General features: G+C 72.2%; 15 protein-coding genes. 8 read left to right on the forward strand and 7 right to left on the reverse strand.

Features of this window, described 5'->3' with window-relative positions:
- Window positions 1-37: 37 nt before the first annotated feature.
- Together DEJ05_RS03630 and DEJ05_RS03635 are read right to left on the reverse strand one after the other, a co-directional pair.
- The gene (locus tag DEJ05_RS03630; RefSeq protein WP_111109767.1) at window positions 38-2,107 is read right to left on the reverse strand and encodes an alpha/beta fold hydrolase; all 2,070 of its coding nucleotides are present in this window, start codon (window positions 2,105-2,107) and stop codon (window positions 38-40) included.
- A complete protein-coding gene (locus tag DEJ05_RS03635) occupies window positions 2,104-3,000 on the reverse strand; it encodes a patatin-like phospholipase family protein (RefSeq protein WP_111109768.1) in 897 nt (298 codons plus the stop codon). The genes DEJ05_RS03630 and DEJ05_RS03635 overlap by 4 nt, the downstream gene beginning before the upstream one ends.
- 113 nt (window positions 3,001-3,113) lie before the next feature.
- Between DEJ05_RS03635 and DEJ05_RS03640 the strand changes: the two genes are divergently transcribed.
- Window positions 3,114-3,923: a GAF domain-containing protein gene (locus DEJ05_RS03640; protein WP_146245007.1), complete on the forward strand. Its 810-nt coding sequence runs from the start codon at window positions 3,114-3,116 to the stop codon at window positions 3,921-3,923.
- Window positions 3,924-3,964: 41 nt separating this feature from the next.
- Entirely contained in the window at window positions 3,965-4,150 is a 186-nt protein-coding gene (locus tag DEJ05_RS03645; RefSeq protein WP_027465208.1) for a hypothetical protein, read from the forward strand.
- A gap of 96 nt (window positions 4,151-4,246) precedes the next feature.
- Here DEJ05_RS03645 and DEJ05_RS03650 read toward each other — a convergent pair whose 3' ends face one another.
- Entirely contained in the window at window positions 4,247-5,278 is a 1,032-nt protein-coding gene (locus tag DEJ05_RS03650) for an NADPH:quinone reductase (RefSeq protein ID WP_111109770.1), read from the reverse strand.
- 50 nt (window positions 5,279-5,328) lie between these two features.
- Complete coding sequence (locus DEJ05_RS03655) at window positions 5,329-5,691, reverse strand: helix-turn-helix domain-containing protein (RefSeq protein WP_071247254.1); 363 nt, start codon at window positions 5,689-5,691, stop codon at window positions 5,329-5,331.
- Window positions 5,692-5,799: 108 nt separating this feature from the next.
- Between DEJ05_RS03655 and DEJ05_RS03660 the strand changes: the two genes are divergently transcribed.
- Window positions 5,800-6,447 (forward strand): NAD(P)-dependent oxidoreductase, encoded by a 648-nt coding sequence (locus tag DEJ05_RS03660; RefSeq protein WP_111033793.1) that lies wholly within the window; start codon window positions 5,800-5,802, stop codon window positions 6,445-6,447.
- Between the two features lie 177 nt (window positions 6,448-6,624).
- Here the strand turns inward: DEJ05_RS03660 and DEJ05_RS03665 are convergent, their stop codons facing one another.
- On the reverse strand, window positions 6,625-7,947 hold the full coding sequence (locus DEJ05_RS03665; RefSeq protein ID WP_111030310.1) for an MFS transporter: 1,323 nt from the start codon (window positions 7,945-7,947) through the stop codon (window positions 6,625-6,627).
- A 136-nt stretch (window positions 7,948-8,083) separates the two neighbouring features.
- Between DEJ05_RS03665 and DEJ05_RS03670 the strand changes: the two genes are divergently transcribed.
- Window positions 8,084-8,941 (forward strand): LysR substrate-binding domain-containing protein, encoded by an 858-nt coding sequence (locus DEJ05_RS03670; RefSeq protein ID WP_017886578.1) that lies wholly within the window; start codon window positions 8,084-8,086, stop codon window positions 8,939-8,941.
- Window positions 8,942-9,118: 177 nt separating this feature from the next.
- Here the strand turns inward: DEJ05_RS03670 and DEJ05_RS03675 are convergent, their stop codons facing one another.
- On the reverse strand, window positions 9,119-10,357 hold the full coding sequence (locus DEJ05_RS03675; RefSeq protein WP_146245008.1) for a hypothetical protein: 1,239 nt from the start codon (window positions 10,355-10,357) through the stop codon (window positions 9,119-9,121).
- 240 nt (window positions 10,358-10,597) lie between these two features.
- Complete coding sequence (locus DEJ05_RS03680; protein WP_071405392.1) at window positions 10,598-11,233, reverse strand: NADPH-dependent F420 reductase; 636 nt, start codon at window positions 11,231-11,233, stop codon at window positions 10,598-10,600.
- Window positions 11,234-11,308: 75 nt separating this feature from the next.
- Here DEJ05_RS03680 and DEJ05_RS03685 point away from each other — a divergent pair, with 75 nt between their 5' ends.
- The 4 genes from DEJ05_RS03685 to DEJ05_RS03700 all read left to right on the forward strand — a co-directional run bounded on the left by DEJ05_RS03685 (window position 11,309) and on the right by DEJ05_RS03700 (window position 13,149).
- Window positions 11,309-11,605, forward strand: coding sequence for a GNAT family N-acetyltransferase (locus DEJ05_RS03685; protein WP_111047405.1), 297 nt, complete (start codon window positions 11,309-11,311; stop codon window positions 11,603-11,605).
- Window positions 11,606-11,627: 22 nt separating this feature from the next.
- A complete protein-coding gene (locus DEJ05_RS03690; RefSeq protein WP_111109772.1) occupies window positions 11,628-12,089 on the forward strand; it encodes a VOC family protein in 462 nt (153 codons plus the stop codon).
- 83 nt (window positions 12,090-12,172) lie between these two features.
- Window positions 12,173-12,643, forward strand: coding sequence for a MarR family winged helix-turn-helix transcriptional regulator (locus DEJ05_RS03695; RefSeq protein WP_051596672.1), 471 nt, complete (start codon window positions 12,173-12,175; stop codon window positions 12,641-12,643).
- Window positions 12,640-13,149 (forward strand): metallophosphoesterase, encoded by a 510-nt coding sequence (locus DEJ05_RS03700; RefSeq protein ID WP_111109773.1) that lies wholly within the window; start codon window positions 12,640-12,642, stop codon window positions 13,147-13,149. The genes DEJ05_RS03695 and DEJ05_RS03700 overlap by 4 nt, the downstream gene beginning before the upstream one ends.
- Window positions 13,150-13,214 lie beyond the last annotated feature (65 nt).

Here is a 13,214-nt window from a genome sequence, read left to right on the forward strand (position 1 = left end):
GCCCACCCGGCTCGCCCCGGTTCGCCGGGCGGGTGCGCTACCCGAGCAGCGCCGGCCGCTCCCACTCCTGGTCGAGCACGTGCTGCCCGAGGAACGCGAACACCGTCTCGTACCAGACCACGGCGTGCTGCGGAGCGAGGACCCAGTGGTTCTCGTCCGGGAAGTACAGGAACCGGTGCGGCATCGAGCCGTCCGGTGCCGCGTGGTGCTCCGCGAGTTCGGACCAGAGCCGCAGCCCCTCGCCGATCGGCACCCGGTAGTCCTTGTCGCCGTGGATCACGAGCATCGGTGACGTGATGTCGGCCACGAACCGGTGCGGGTCGTTCGCCGCGATCCCGTCGGCGTCGAAGATCGACGACCAGTACTGCGACGAGTCCGTCGTGCCGTTGAACTGGTCGAGCGCCCACAGGCTCGCGTGGGTGACGATCGCGCGGAACCGGTCGGTGTGCCCGGCGACCCAGTTCGCCATGTACCCGCCGAACGATCCACCCATCGCGGCGGTGCGGGTCGCGTCGATGTCCGCCCGCGCCTCGACCACGTCGGTGATCGCCATCAGGTCGGTGTACGGCGCCTGCCCCCAGGCGTTCCAGCCGCGGTTCACGAAGTCGAGTCCGTAACCGGTCGAGAGCGCTGGGTCCGGCAGCAGCACGGCGTAGCCCCGGGCTGCGAGCAGCATCGGGTTCCAGCGCCAGGACCACTGGTTCCACGAGTTGAGCGGTCCGCCGTGGATCCACAGGACGAGCGGGTGCGGCCCGTCGCCCTCGGGCACGACCAGCCAGCCGCGCACCCGGGCGCCGTCGGCTGCGGTCGTCTCGACCTCTTCCAGGTGAGCGGGCACGTCCGGCAGGGGCGCCGGCGTCGCCAACGGGGTCACCGTGCCGTCCGTCGCGATCCGCACCGGGTGCAGCGGGGCCGCCCAGGAGGCCCGGAGCGCCACGACCACGCCCGTCGCCGCCGCCACGCGCAGGTTCGAGTACGCCCAGTCGTCGTGCGTCAGCTGCTCGACGGCTCCGCCGTCGAGGGGGATGCGGAAGACCGGCGCGCGGCCGTCCTGGTCGGCGACCGCCAGGAGCGCGCGGTCGCCGTGCTCGAACACGAGTTCGCTCGGCCAGCGGTCCCAGTCGGTCGCGACACGGCGGGCGTCGGAGCCGTCGATGCCGGCGACCCAGACCTCCTGCTGGTTCGCGCCGGCCGGGGTGGAGCGGACGGTGCGGACCCAGGCGATCGTCCTGCCGTCGCGGCTGAGCGCCGGCATCTCGTGGTCGACGTCGACGTCGTCGAACAGCACCGTGCGGTGGCCGCTGGACAGGTCGATGGTGACGAGCGTCGAGCGGTCCCCACGGGCCTCCCGGACGCCGACGGATGCCAGCAGGACCGAGCCGTCGGGCGTGAGCGCCCCGCTGACGTGGTCGAGCGAGCGGCCGGGCGCCGGTGTGCGGTCGACGGGCTGGACGGGCTGGACGGGCTCGGCGCTGGCGCCGACGGCGTCGCTGTCGGCCGTCTCGAGCGTCAGCACGTGCGTCTGGGCCGGCCCGAGGTCGTGGTCCCAGTACCGGACCGGGTAGGTCTCGTGCAGGATCGCGCGGACCTGCTTGTCCTTCCGGCTCTTCCGGAGCTCCGCGTCGGCCTCGAGCACGGTCGCGGGGTCGGAGCCGGCCCCCGGCAGCAGGTCGGCGGTCAGCGCCACGACGTCCGACGAGGCCGCGGTGGCCAGGACCCCACCGACGCCGCCGGCCAGGCGGGTGAGCGGACGTGCCTCGCCAGCGTTCGCAGGCAGCACCCAGAGCTGGGCTGTCTCGAGGTCGGTGGCGTCGGCGTCGGGCCGGGCGGAGACGAAGAGCAGGTCGCCGGTGCGGGTGAAGGCGATGCCGCCCTCGCCCTTGGCGGAGCGCGTGAGGCGGACCGGTCGCGCGGCGGGTGTGCCGGCGTCGTCCGCGTCCTCGGCCTGGGCTGCTGGTACCTGCCAGATCGACCGGCGGTACCCGGTGCCGTCGGGGTCGAGGGCACTGACCGTCAGGGCGACGCGGGTGCCGTCGGGGCTGATGTCGATGCCGTCGACGCGGGGGAGCGCGACGTACTGGTCGAGGTCGGAGAACGGGGTGCTCATGCGTGCACGCTCGCCAGGTCCTCGGCCCAGAAGGCGGCGACCTGCTCGGCGACCACGGTGCCCTGGGCGTGGCCGGCTTCGGCCGACGGTGTCTGGGTGGCGAGCGAGAGCGAGTTCGTGCCGAAGGCCTGCTGGGACGCGCTGTCCGCCACCACGACCTCGACCGACGATCCGCCGGCCCGCAGGGTCTCGACGGCGACGTCGAGCCAGGGCCCGCACGGGGACGGGCCCTCGGGGCCGCAGGCGATGACGAGCACGCGCTCGTACCCGGCGGCGGCGTCGGCGTTGGTGCCCGAGCGGACACCACCGTCGACGTACGGGCGGCCGTCGATGGCGACCGGGGTCCAGACGAAGGGCACCGAGCAGCTGGCCGCGACCGCACGGGGGAGCGGCACGCCGTCGGCTGCCGTCAGCAGGCGGAAGGTGCCGTCGGTGGCGTCGACCGCGGTGACGGCGAGCGGCTTCTCCGGCCACTCGGTGGACGGGAGCGTCTCGCCGAAGGTCGCGGTGCGCTCGTCGTCGCTCTGCCCGCCGACGACCTGCTGTGCAGCCTGACCGAGTCGAGCCCGGGCGTCCTGCTCGCCGGTCGCACCCTGCAGTGCTGCGCCGATGTGCTGCTGCACGGCCTCGACGTCGATGGGCGCCGGCTCTTCGTAGGTGGTCGGCGCCGGGGTGTGCTGCTGGTCGTAGGCCTGCTGGACGGCACCGTTCCGGACGAACGCGCCGACGACGCTGCCGGCACTGGTGCCGACGACGAGGTCGGCGGCGTCGAGGTCGACGCCGGCTTCCTGCAGGGCGACGAGGACGCCGACTTCCCACGCGATGCCGGCGACACCTCCGCCACCGAGGACGAGGGCTCTGGATCCGGGAACGGGCGTGCTGACGTCGGTCATGGGTCCTGCTTACCAGCTGCGTGCGACGGGCCGGTGGAGGCCGATGGATCCTGTGGAGAACCCGCCTGTGGACAACTCCGTCCGCGTCGGTGGCGTGACCTAGCGTCGTGGTCATGGGGCAACAGCGTTCAGGACGGGTCGGCACGGTCGTGTGGCCGATCGTGGTGGCTGCTGCGCCCACCGCGGCGTTCCAGCTGCCGAACCTGTTCGTCACGCCGGCGGTCCGACTGTCGCTCGTCGCGTTCGGGCTCGTCGTGCTCGTCGGCGCCGTGACCGTGCAGGTTGTCCGGACCCGGCGCAGCGACGCCGCCCGGTCGGTGGCCGAGGACAACGCCACCGCGGCGGAGCTCGAGCAGTCGACGGCGGTCCGGTACGCGTTCGGCCAGATCGCCACCCGGCTCGTCCGGTTCACCGAGCTGCCCCGATCCGAGCGCCACGGTGAACTCTCGGTGGTCGCCGACCGCGTCGCCGTGGCCCTGGCGTTCTACCTGCTGCCCAAGGTGCCCGACGTCCGCGCCAACGTGTACCAGCTGTCCACCGATCTGCGTGCGCTCGAGCCGATCGGTCACGGTGGGGCCGGCGACACCGCCGGGGTCTTCCGCGCGGGCACGCCCTACGGTGACCGCAACCTCGAGTGGGTGCTGGTCGGCGGATCACCCCGGATCGTCGGTGACCGCTCGGCCGACGTGGACGTCGACCAGGACCTGCGGGGCTTCGAGCCGCGGTACACCTCGTACGTCTCGGTGGTGATCCGGTCCGACCAGTACTCGTTCGGCATGCTCACCGTCGACTCTCCGGTCCCCGACGCCTTCACCGAACTCGACGCCAAGAACATCGCGATGATGGCGTCGTTCATGGCCGTCGCGTTCTCGTTGACCTACTCGTTCCCCGAGCGCGACCGCAATCCAAGGAAAGGCCCGTGATGCTCACACGCTCTGTCGGACGCTCGACGTACGATGCCCCCATGACGACCGTGAACCCTGCTCCGCCGTCGTTCGGGCGTGCCCGGATCTCCTCGCCGAACTGGAACGACACCACCACCGACGCCGACTACGAAGACCTCGACGTCATCGCCGCCAACATCGAACGCGAGCGCGTTGCAGCCCGGCTCCGGGTCACCGCAGCGATCGCCGCGCGTCTGGGTCGCTGACCCCTCCCGCATCGTCCACGACGAACGGCTCCCACGCATGCGTGGGAGCCGTTCGTCGTCTGCGAGCCCGAGCCCGAGCCGGCTCCGATGTCGCAGCTACGGCGCCTCGGTCACGTCGATGAGCACCTTGCCGACCGTGTCCTGCTCGACCGCGTCGTGCGCCTGGGCGGTCTGTCCGAGCGCGAAGCGGGTGAGCGGGAGCCCGGCGTCCTCGCCGACCGGCAGCAGACCGTCGTGCAGCGCCTCGGTGACGTCCTCGGCTGCCGCGGACAGCGCCTCGTCGCCGATCGTGTAGAGCAGCAGGAACTGGTAGCGGGCGTTCACGCTCATGTTCGGGCGGATCGGCAGGCTCGCCTCGTCGCCGCCGTTGTTCGCGTAGATCGACACGACACCATGGTTCGCCAGCACGTCGGCGACCAGCGCGGCGTTCTGCGGGATCGACACCTCGACGACGATGTCGACACCGTCCGGCGCGATCGACCGGATGCGCTCGGCAGCATCCTCGTCGCGGTAGTTCACGACGTGGTGGGCGCCGGCCGCAGTCGCCAGTGCTGCCTTCGCGTCCGAGCTGATCGTCGTGATGACGGTCGCGCCGGCCCAGCGGGCGAGCTGGATCGCGGCGTGCCCCACGGCACCGGCGCCGCCGGCGACGAGCACGGTGAAGCCGGCCAGGGCACCGGGGCCCAGGCGTGCGGGGCCGTCCTCGTGGGTGGTGAGCGCTCGGTGCGCCGTCATGGCGGGCACGCCGAGCGAGGCGCCGACGTCGAACGAGACGCCGTCGGGCAGCGGGACCACGCGCGACTCGGGCACGACCGTGTACTCCTGCGCGGTGCCGGTCGGACGTGACGCCGCCGCCATGAACAGCCAGACACGGTCGCCGACGGCCAGTCCGTCGACTCCGGCACCGACGGCGTCGACGACACCTGCGCCGTCCTGGTTCGGCGTGATCTCGGGGAAGGGCAGTCCGTCGCCGTACGTGCCGCCGGCACGGGCCTTCCAGTCGGTCGGGTTGACGCCGGAGACGACGACGCGGACGCGGACCTCACCGGCTCCGGGCTCCGGGATCTCCCGCTCGACGAGTTCGAGGACGCTGCTGGCACCGGGCTTCGTGTAGACGATCGATCGCATGTCCCCAGGCAACCACTCGTCGCCGTCGGGGATTCCGAGTGCGGGCTCGCTCAGCGCGCGTCGTACCCCTCGCGCGCCTCGGCGACGTCGGGCATGTGCGAGGTGGCCCAGTCCTCCAGTGGCACGAGCACCGTGCGCAACGACCGCCCGAGCTCGGTCAGTTCGTACTCCACGTGCGGCGGGATCTCGGGGAACACCGTCCGCGTCACCATGCCGTCGCGTTCGAGCGCCCGCAGCGTCTGGGTGAGCATCTTCTGGGAGACCCCCTGCACCCGGGCCGCCACCGCCGAGTACCGTGCGGGACCGTCGGCGAGGGCGCCGATCGTCAGCACGCTCCACCGGTCGCCGATGCGGTCGAGCAGCTGCCGGCTGGGGCAGTCCGCCGCGTAGGGGCTGTACTCGAGTGCTGACATGGTCTCCTCCGCAACGCACCGCCAGGTGCCTACTTACTCAAAGAGAGTAACTCTTGTACGGTGACTGTCAACGTCACCGACGCCCAGCACGTCCACGAAGGGAACACCATGACCAACATCGTCGTCTTCGGAGGCACCGGCTACGCCGGCTCCGCCATCACCCACGAGGCCCTCTCCCGCGGCATCGCCGTCACCGCGGTCGCCCGCGACACGAGCAAGCTCGAGCCGGCCGAGGGTCTCACCCTGGCGCAGGGTGACGCGTTCGACGCCGACTTCGTGTCCGAGGTCACCAAGGGTGCCGACGTCGTCATCGTCTCGCTCCACGCCGTGCAGGCCGACGGCAGCGAGCTGAAGGACAAGTTCCAGCACTTCGTCGACGCCGCCGCTGCAGCCGGTGCGCGGCTCGGCATCGTCGGCGGTGCCGGCTCGATGCGCGTGTCCGAGGACGGCCCCCGCCTCTTCGACACCGACGGCTTCCCGGACGCCTTCAAGGGCGAGGCGAAGAGCCACGCGCAGATCCTCGACGCCCTCCGTGCGTCGGACACCGAGGTCGACTGGTTCTACGTGAGCCCCGCCGCGGCCTTCGGCAGCTACAACCCGGGCGAGCGTCGCGGCACCTACCGCGCCTCGGACGAGGTCCTGCTCGCCGACGCCGAGGGCAACTCGGACATCTCCGGTGCCGACTACGCGATCGCGTTCGTCGACGAGATCGTCACCCCGGCGCACCACCAGACGCGTTTCGGCGTCGCCTACTGAGGCACTGCCCCTCGCAAGACACCGGTGTTCACGCAACGCACCGCGGGATCCCGCGGCGTCGAGCGTGAACACCGGTGTTTTGCGCACCACCCGACGCGACCAAGGGGCGGACGGGAGGCGCGGGGCGGGGCCGCCACGGGCCTCCAGGTCGGCGGATGGTCACCGCCAGGGCCCGCGTCAGTGCGCGACGATCGCCGGCACCGGCAGGTGGTGGCGCATCTGCACCGCCAGGTGCAGGCCGCCCCGGCGGGCGAGCACGAGCGCGATCACGGCGGCGGCCGCAGCCGGCACGCCTCCGGCGACCATCATCCCCACGTGCGCACCGAAGCGGTCGACGATCTGGCCCATCAGCGGCCCGCCGATCGCCTGTCCACCGAGCAGCACCAGGACGTAGAGCGACATCACCCGGCCGCGGATCGCCACGTTCGACGACAGCTGCACGAGCGAGTTCGACGCGGTCTGGAACAGCAGCTGCGACATCCCGACAGCAACCAGCGCGACGGTGAACGGTGCGATCGCCGGGATCGACCCCGAGACGACGAGCAGCAGGCCCGTCCAGAACACCCCGCCGACGATGGTGCGGAGCCGGACGACGGCCCTCCGGGTGGAGAGCAGCGCACCGACCAGGGCGCCGATCGCCACGGCGGAGTTGAACACCCCGTAGCCGCCGGCGCCGACGTCGTACACCTGTGACGCGAAGGCGGACAGCAGCACGGGCATCGTCAGCGCGAACACCGAGAAGAACGCGACGAGGATCACCGGCACGATGATCGTCGGCTTGTGCACGGCGTAGCGCAGGCCCTCCACGAGCTGCCCCTTGCCGCGGGGCGCCGGGGGTGTGCGGTGCAGTTCGGAGACCTTCAGGAACCCGAGCGTCACGACGACGGCGACGCAGGCGATCGCGTTCACCCCGAACGACCACCCCGCACCCACCGCGACGAGCAGGGCGCCGGACAGCGCTGGACCGATCATGCCGCCCAGCTGGAACACCGACGAGTTCACGCTGATGGCGTTCCGCAGGTGCTTGTGCCCGACGATCTCGGTGACGAACACCTGCCGTGCCGGGTTGTCGATCACGGTGACCATGCCGACCAGGAACGCGATCACCCAGATGTGCCACGCCTCGACGACGCCGGCGAGCGTCAGGACAGCGAGCAGCGCGGACAGCACCGCGAAGGCGCCCTGCGTGATCATCATGAGCGCGCGCTTCGAGAACCGGTCGACCAGGACGCCGCCGAGCAGCCCGAACAGCAGCATCGGCGCGAACTGGCAGGCGACCGTGATGCCGACCTGCGCGACCGACCCGGTCAGCTGCAGCACGAGCCAGTCCTGCGCGATGCGCTGCATCCAGCCGGCGGTCATCGCCACCAGGTTGGTCGCCGTGAACAGCCGGAAGTTCGGCACGGACAGGGCGATGAGCGTGTGGCGCCACGGCGGTCGCGTGGCCTGGATCGGGAGCGGTTCGGTGGGCGGGGGGAGGGTCGTCGGTGACGCGCTCACGGTGCGGGGTTCTCCGGACGTCGGTGTGGATCTGGTACCCCAACGAAACTACGTGGCGCCGGCCCATTCGATACCCCTATGGTGGCTATCACTCCATTGCGATGTCGAATGAGGTCGCACCGACGGAAGGCGCGACGTGCTCGATCCGGTCCTGTTGCAGACGTTCCTGGCCGTGGCGGAGACCGGCAGCTTCACGCAGGCCGGCACCCGGCTCGGCATCAGCCAGCCGACGGTGTCGCAGCACGTCCGGCGCCTCGAGACCGCGGTGGCGCGCACCCTCGTCGCCCGGGACACCCGCGGCGTCGCCCTGACCGACAACGGGGACGCGATGGCCGGGTTCGCACGGACGATCCTCGCCGCGCACGCCACCGCCGACGCCTACTTCTCCGGCGCGGCCACCCGCGGGCGGCTGCGGTTCGGGGCGGCGGACGACCTCGCCATCACCCAGCTGCCGCGGATCCTGCGGGACTTCCGACGGCTGCACCCGCAGGTGAACCTCGAGCTCACGGTGAACCAGTCGTCACCCCTGCTCCGCCGGGTGCACGCCGGCCAGCTCGACCTGGTGTTCATCAAGCAGACGGCGGGGGAGTCCGCCGAGGGCACCCGGGTCGCCACCGACCAGATGGTGTGGATGGCGCAGGACGGCATCGCCCTGGAACCCGGCGAACCCGTCCCGCTCATCGCGTACCAGGCGCCGAGCATCAGCCGGCAGATGGCTATCGACGCCCTCGAGGCCGCAGGCCGCACCTGGCGGATCACCTGCAACACCCGCGACGTCAACGGGGTGCTCGCCGCGGTGCGCGCGGGCATCGGCGTCGCGGTGTTCCCGCACTCGCTGATCCCGGCCGACCTGGTGAAGGTGTCGCAGCGGCTCGGGCTGCCGGATCTGCCTGCGGTGGACTACGTCCTCATCGCGAACCCGACGGTGCAGCGGGAGCCGATCGACGCGCTGACGAACGCGATCCTGTCCCGCGGGGTCGTCCGCGCCGTCTGAGCGCGTGCATCGGCGGCGAGACGCCGGCGTGTTCGGGCTGGTGTCCGCAGCAAGACGCCGGCATGTTGTCTCGACACCGCCGAGCCGCCGAGACGCCGCGACTTTCGGAGGCGTCTCGACGTCGACGCGGCGTCCTGCCGAGACGACGGCGTCTGAGCGCTCGCGGGCCGCGGTGCGCTACGGGGCGAGCGTCGGGGTCGTGCCGGTGCCGGTGACGTCCGGCAGCGTCACGCCCGCGAGCGGCAGCAGCGCCGCCGCGACCGCCCACAGCAGCACGATCGTGCCGACACCGCCGAGCACCGCACCGAGCAGCGCGACCGGTCGCTGCCACGCGGCCGTGCGGTCGCGCAGTGTCACGATCGAGAGCACCAACGCGAGCAGTCCGAGCACCACGCCGACGCCGTGCACGGTCGCCGGAGCGGTGAACCACCAGGCCGCCAGACCGATCGTCGCGATCCCGGCGACGGCACCGAGCACCGCACCGGCGGTCGCGCCGAGCGCACGGCGTGGCCCCGGCACGGCGCCTGCGGTCACGGGCTGGTCGAGCAGTTCGGTCGGGAGGCCCGCCTCGCCCCCGCCAGCACCCTGCGGCACCGGGGTGGGTGCGACCAGGGCCGTGGTCGCCCGGGCTTTCGGGGTCGCGACGGCGGTGCCGCCGGGAGCCGCGGTGGTCGGCGCCGCGTGCAGCACGGCGTCGAACGACCCCGCGGCTGCGGGTGTGGGTGCTGCCGACCGTGCGGCGGCCTGCTGGTGGGCGAAGCGTCGGGGTGTCCGGTAGCCGATCGGGCCGACGGGCTCGGGTTCGGTGCCCTCGACGACCACGTGTTCGAGGCCGGGCACCGAGAACCGGGGCTGTCCGGCGACGGGCACCGCGGGTGTGGCGGTCGGCGGTGCCTCCGGCGAGGGGGTGGTGAGCGGTGCGACGAGCGGTGTCGCGTCCGCCGAGGCGGGTGCGGCGGCGACCGGGGAGACCGGCACCACGAGCCCGGAGGCGGGGACGACCGACGACGGCGGCACCGCGGGGGTCTCGAACGGCACGGTGTGCACGTTCGGCGACGTCGGGGCCGGGGGCAGCAGTTCCTGCTGCGGCGGGAAGTCGGGCACGGGGGCGTCGGCTTCGACCAGTGCGGCGATCGACGCGGGCTCGGACGTCGGTGCGTGCGCGGCCGGCGCATGCGCGGCGGGTGACTGCTCAGCCGCGGCGTTCCCTGCCGGGGCGACCGTGGTCGGTGGGACCGGCACCGCGTGGGCGGCGCGTGACGAGGCGGGGGTGGGGCGGGCCTCCCGGCCGGAGGCGTTCACGTGACCGGCGGCGGCGACCCGCTCGGGCGCGACCTCGTCGACGGGCGGCGCGGTCACCCAGGCCGGGACGGGCCGACGGGGCCGGTCCGATTCGGGCATGCGATGCGCTGCCACTGCGGCGCTCCTTCCGTCGACTGATCCATGCTCAGTTGTAGCGGCAACCGCTGTGCGGATCGCAGCCCCAGTTCGGGGTCGCCGCCCACCGAGGACCACATCGCCGACATGACGACGATCTTCGACCGGGCCTGAGCGGGCTTTTCGCGCCCGGTTGTTTCGCGCTGAGCGACAGGTCACGGGCTGCGGAGCCCGTGAGGTGTCGCTCAGCGCGAAACTGCGTCGGGGGCGCGCCGCGGACTAGCGCGTCGCGGCGGCCAGGGCGTCGCGCAGCTCGGCGGCGGTCATCCGCGGGCCGTAGCCGGGGGTGTCCCGCTGGATGCGCCAGCCCTCGGCGAGCGGTCCGGCGTCGACGACGTCGAAGCCGAACGCGTCGATGAGCTCGGCGACGGTCTGCTTGGCGGAGTCGTCGTCGCCGGCGATGACCAGGGCACGACGGTCGGGGGTGCCGGCGGGCGTCGCGTGGCCGGTCAGGTCGTCGGCGCCGATGTGGTTGAACGCCTTCACGACACGGGCGCCGGGCAGGTGGTCCTGCAGCATCTCGGCGGTGGTCGTGGACTGGTCGTCGAGGGCGGCGATGTGGCCGTCGCGCTCCCAGTAGTAGTTGTTGGTGTCGATGACGACCTTGCCGACGAGGGGCTCGACGGGGATCGTCTCGATCGCGGCGAGCGGCACCGTCACGACGACGATCTCGCCCGCTGCGGCTGCCTCGTCGCGGGTCGCTGCGCGTGCGCCGTCGCCGAGTTCCGTGACGAGGTCGGTCAGGGTCTCCGGGCCGCGGGAGTTCGCGATGACGACCTGGTGGCCGTTCCGTACCGCGAGTCGAGCGAGCTGGGATCCGATGTTGCCGGCGCCGATGATTCCGATGGTTGTCATGGTGTCCCTGCAACGCTGCCCGCCGTCGTGCATTCCCCGGGGGCGCGAACGCCCCGCCGGGAGCATGATGGCGGCATGGACCCCGACTTCCGCGACGAGACCGACCAGGACCGCTACGCGATGTACGTCGGCGGCGAGCTCGTGAGCGTGCTCGACTACCGGGTGAACGGTGACGCGGTGGCGTTCCCGCACACGTACACGGTCCCGAAGCACCGCGGCCACGGGTACGCGGCGCAGCTCGTCGAGTACGCCGTCGCCGACGTCGAGTCGTCGACCACGAAGCGCATCGTCCCGATGTGCTGGTTCGTCGGCAAGTGGTTCGACGAACACCCCGAGAAAGCCGACCTGCTCAGCCGCAGCGCCGCGGACTGAGCACCGAACGAAGGGGCTCCCCGTGCCCACCATCACCCCGTTCCTCTGGTACGACGACCAGGCCGAACAGGCGGCCGAGTACTACGTCGGACTGTTCCCCGACAGCCGCGTCGACAGCGTCAGCCGGATGCCCGACGGCCGTGCCCTGGTCGTGGAGTTCACGTTGCTCGGCGCCCCGTACCGCGCGATGAACGGCGGTCCCGGGCACCCGCACACCGACGCGGTCTCGTTCCAGATCGACGTGGACACGCAGGACGAGCTCGACCGGCTGTGGGACGCGCTGCTCGCCGACGGCGGGCGCCCGATGGCGTGCGGCTGGTTGACCGACCGCTGGGGTCTGGCGTGGCAGGTGACCCCGTCGATGCTGGGGGAGCTGATGAGCGGATCGGGTGATCCGGAGGCCAACGCCCGCGTCTTCGAGGCCATGATGCAGATGGTCAAGCTGGACATCCCCGCACTGCAGGCCGCGGCCTCCGGTCACTGACCCCACTCTCCGCGGACCCGCCGGTAGTGTGACCGGACGAGAAGACCGCCGGCCGGCGCCGGCACAGACAGGCTGGAGCCACCATGGACCACCCGAGTTCGAGGGTCCGCAACAGCGACATCAGCCGGGCGTACACCGAGCTCGCCCGCATCACCCGTCGGGCGAGCATCCGGGCCCGCGGTTCGGACCAGGTGTTGAGCGTCGTCGACCAGTCCCTCGTCGACTTCGTTGTCCAGCACCCGGGCTGCATGGCCATCGACATCGCCCGGTACCTGCGGCTGAACCGGTCGACGATCTCGCGGCAGCTGTCCGGGCTCCTCGCGACCGGGCTGGTGCGGACGACCGACGGTGGCAGCGGCAACGCCAAGCCGCTCGAGGCGACCGACGCCGGCCGCGCAGCGCTCGAGCGGTCGGTGCAGCTGCACCGGGACGCGCTCGACGAGCGGCTCGCCGACTGGTCGGACGACGACATCGCACTGCTCGCCGGGCTGCTGGAGCGCCTCGGTGCCTCGGACGAGGCCGGGCTCCCGATGCCGGCACCCACCGAGTCGTGACGACGTCGTTCGTCCTGCTGTCCGACACGCACCTGCCGAAGCGCGCGAAGGACCTGCCGCCCGGACTGTGGGCCGACGTCGACGCGGCCGACCTCGTGGTGCACGCGGGGGACTGGGTCGACCTCGCCACCCTCGACGCCGTGCAGGCGCGGTCCCGCCGCTTCGAGGGCGTGCGGGGCAACAACGACGGTCCGGAGTTCGACGACCGGCTGCCGCTCGTCGCCCGGTTCGGTGTCGAGGACCTGCGCTTCGCCCTGGTGCACGAGACCGGGGCATCGACCGGTCGGGAGCGCCGGATGGACGCCGAGTACCCGGACACCGACGTGCTCGTCTTCGGCCACTCGCACATCCCGTGGGACACCGTGGCGCCGTCGGGGATGCGCCTGCTGAACCCCGGTTCGCCGACCGACCGCCGTCGCCAGCCCGACCACACGTGGATGCGCGGCACGGTCAGCGGCGCCGAGCTCTCCGTCGAACTGGTGCGGCTGCCGCCGGTCGCCGGCTAGCCCCGGTCGCGTGCTTGCGTCGGCGCGCCCCGTTCCCGAAAGCGACAGATCCCTGCGGAACTTCT

Origin of the sequence: Curtobacterium sp. MCLR17_045 (assembly GCF_003234405.1) — a bacterium.
Classification (GTDB): domain Bacteria; phylum Actinomycetota; class Actinomycetes; order Actinomycetales; family Microbacteriaceae; genus Curtobacterium; species Curtobacterium flaccumfaciens.

Coding starts and splice junctions, on each gene's coding strand:
- DEJ05_RS03685 (WP_111047405.1), top strand. CDS start 11,309: ATGGACCCCGACTTCCGCGACGAGACCGACCAGGACCGCTACGCGATG.
- DEJ05_RS03695 (WP_051596672.1), top strand. CDS start 12,173: ATGGACCACCCGAGTTCGAGGGTCCGCAACAGCGACATCAGCCGGGCG.
- DEJ05_RS03630 (WP_111109767.1), bottom strand. CDS start 2,107: ATGAGCACCCCGTTCTCCGACCTCGACCAGTACGTCGCGCTCCCCCGC.
- DEJ05_RS03640 (WP_146245007.1), top strand. CDS start 3,114: ATGGGGCAACAGCGTTCAGGACGGGTCGGCACGGTCGTGTGGCCGATC.
- DEJ05_RS03635 (WP_111109768.1), bottom strand. CDS start 3,000: ATGACCGACGTCAGCACGCCCGTTCCCGGATCCAGAGCCCTCGTCCTC.
- DEJ05_RS03645 (WP_027465208.1), top strand. CDS start 3,965: ATGACGACCGTGAACCCTGCTCCGCCGTCGTTCGGGCGTGCCCGGATC.
- DEJ05_RS03655 (WP_071247254.1), bottom strand. CDS start 5,691: ATGTCAGCACTCGAGTACAGCCCCTACGCGGCGGACTGCCCCAGCCGG.
- DEJ05_RS03680 (WP_071405392.1), bottom strand. CDS start 11,233: ATGACAACCATCGGAATCATCGGCGCCGGCAACATCGGATCCCAGCTC.
- DEJ05_RS03660 (WP_111033793.1), top strand. CDS start 5,800: ATGACCAACATCGTCGTCTTCGGAGGCACCGGCTACGCCGGCTCCGCC.
- DEJ05_RS03650 (WP_111109770.1), bottom strand. CDS start 5,278: ATGCGATCGATCGTCTACACGAAGCCCGGTGCCAGCAGCGTCCTCGAA.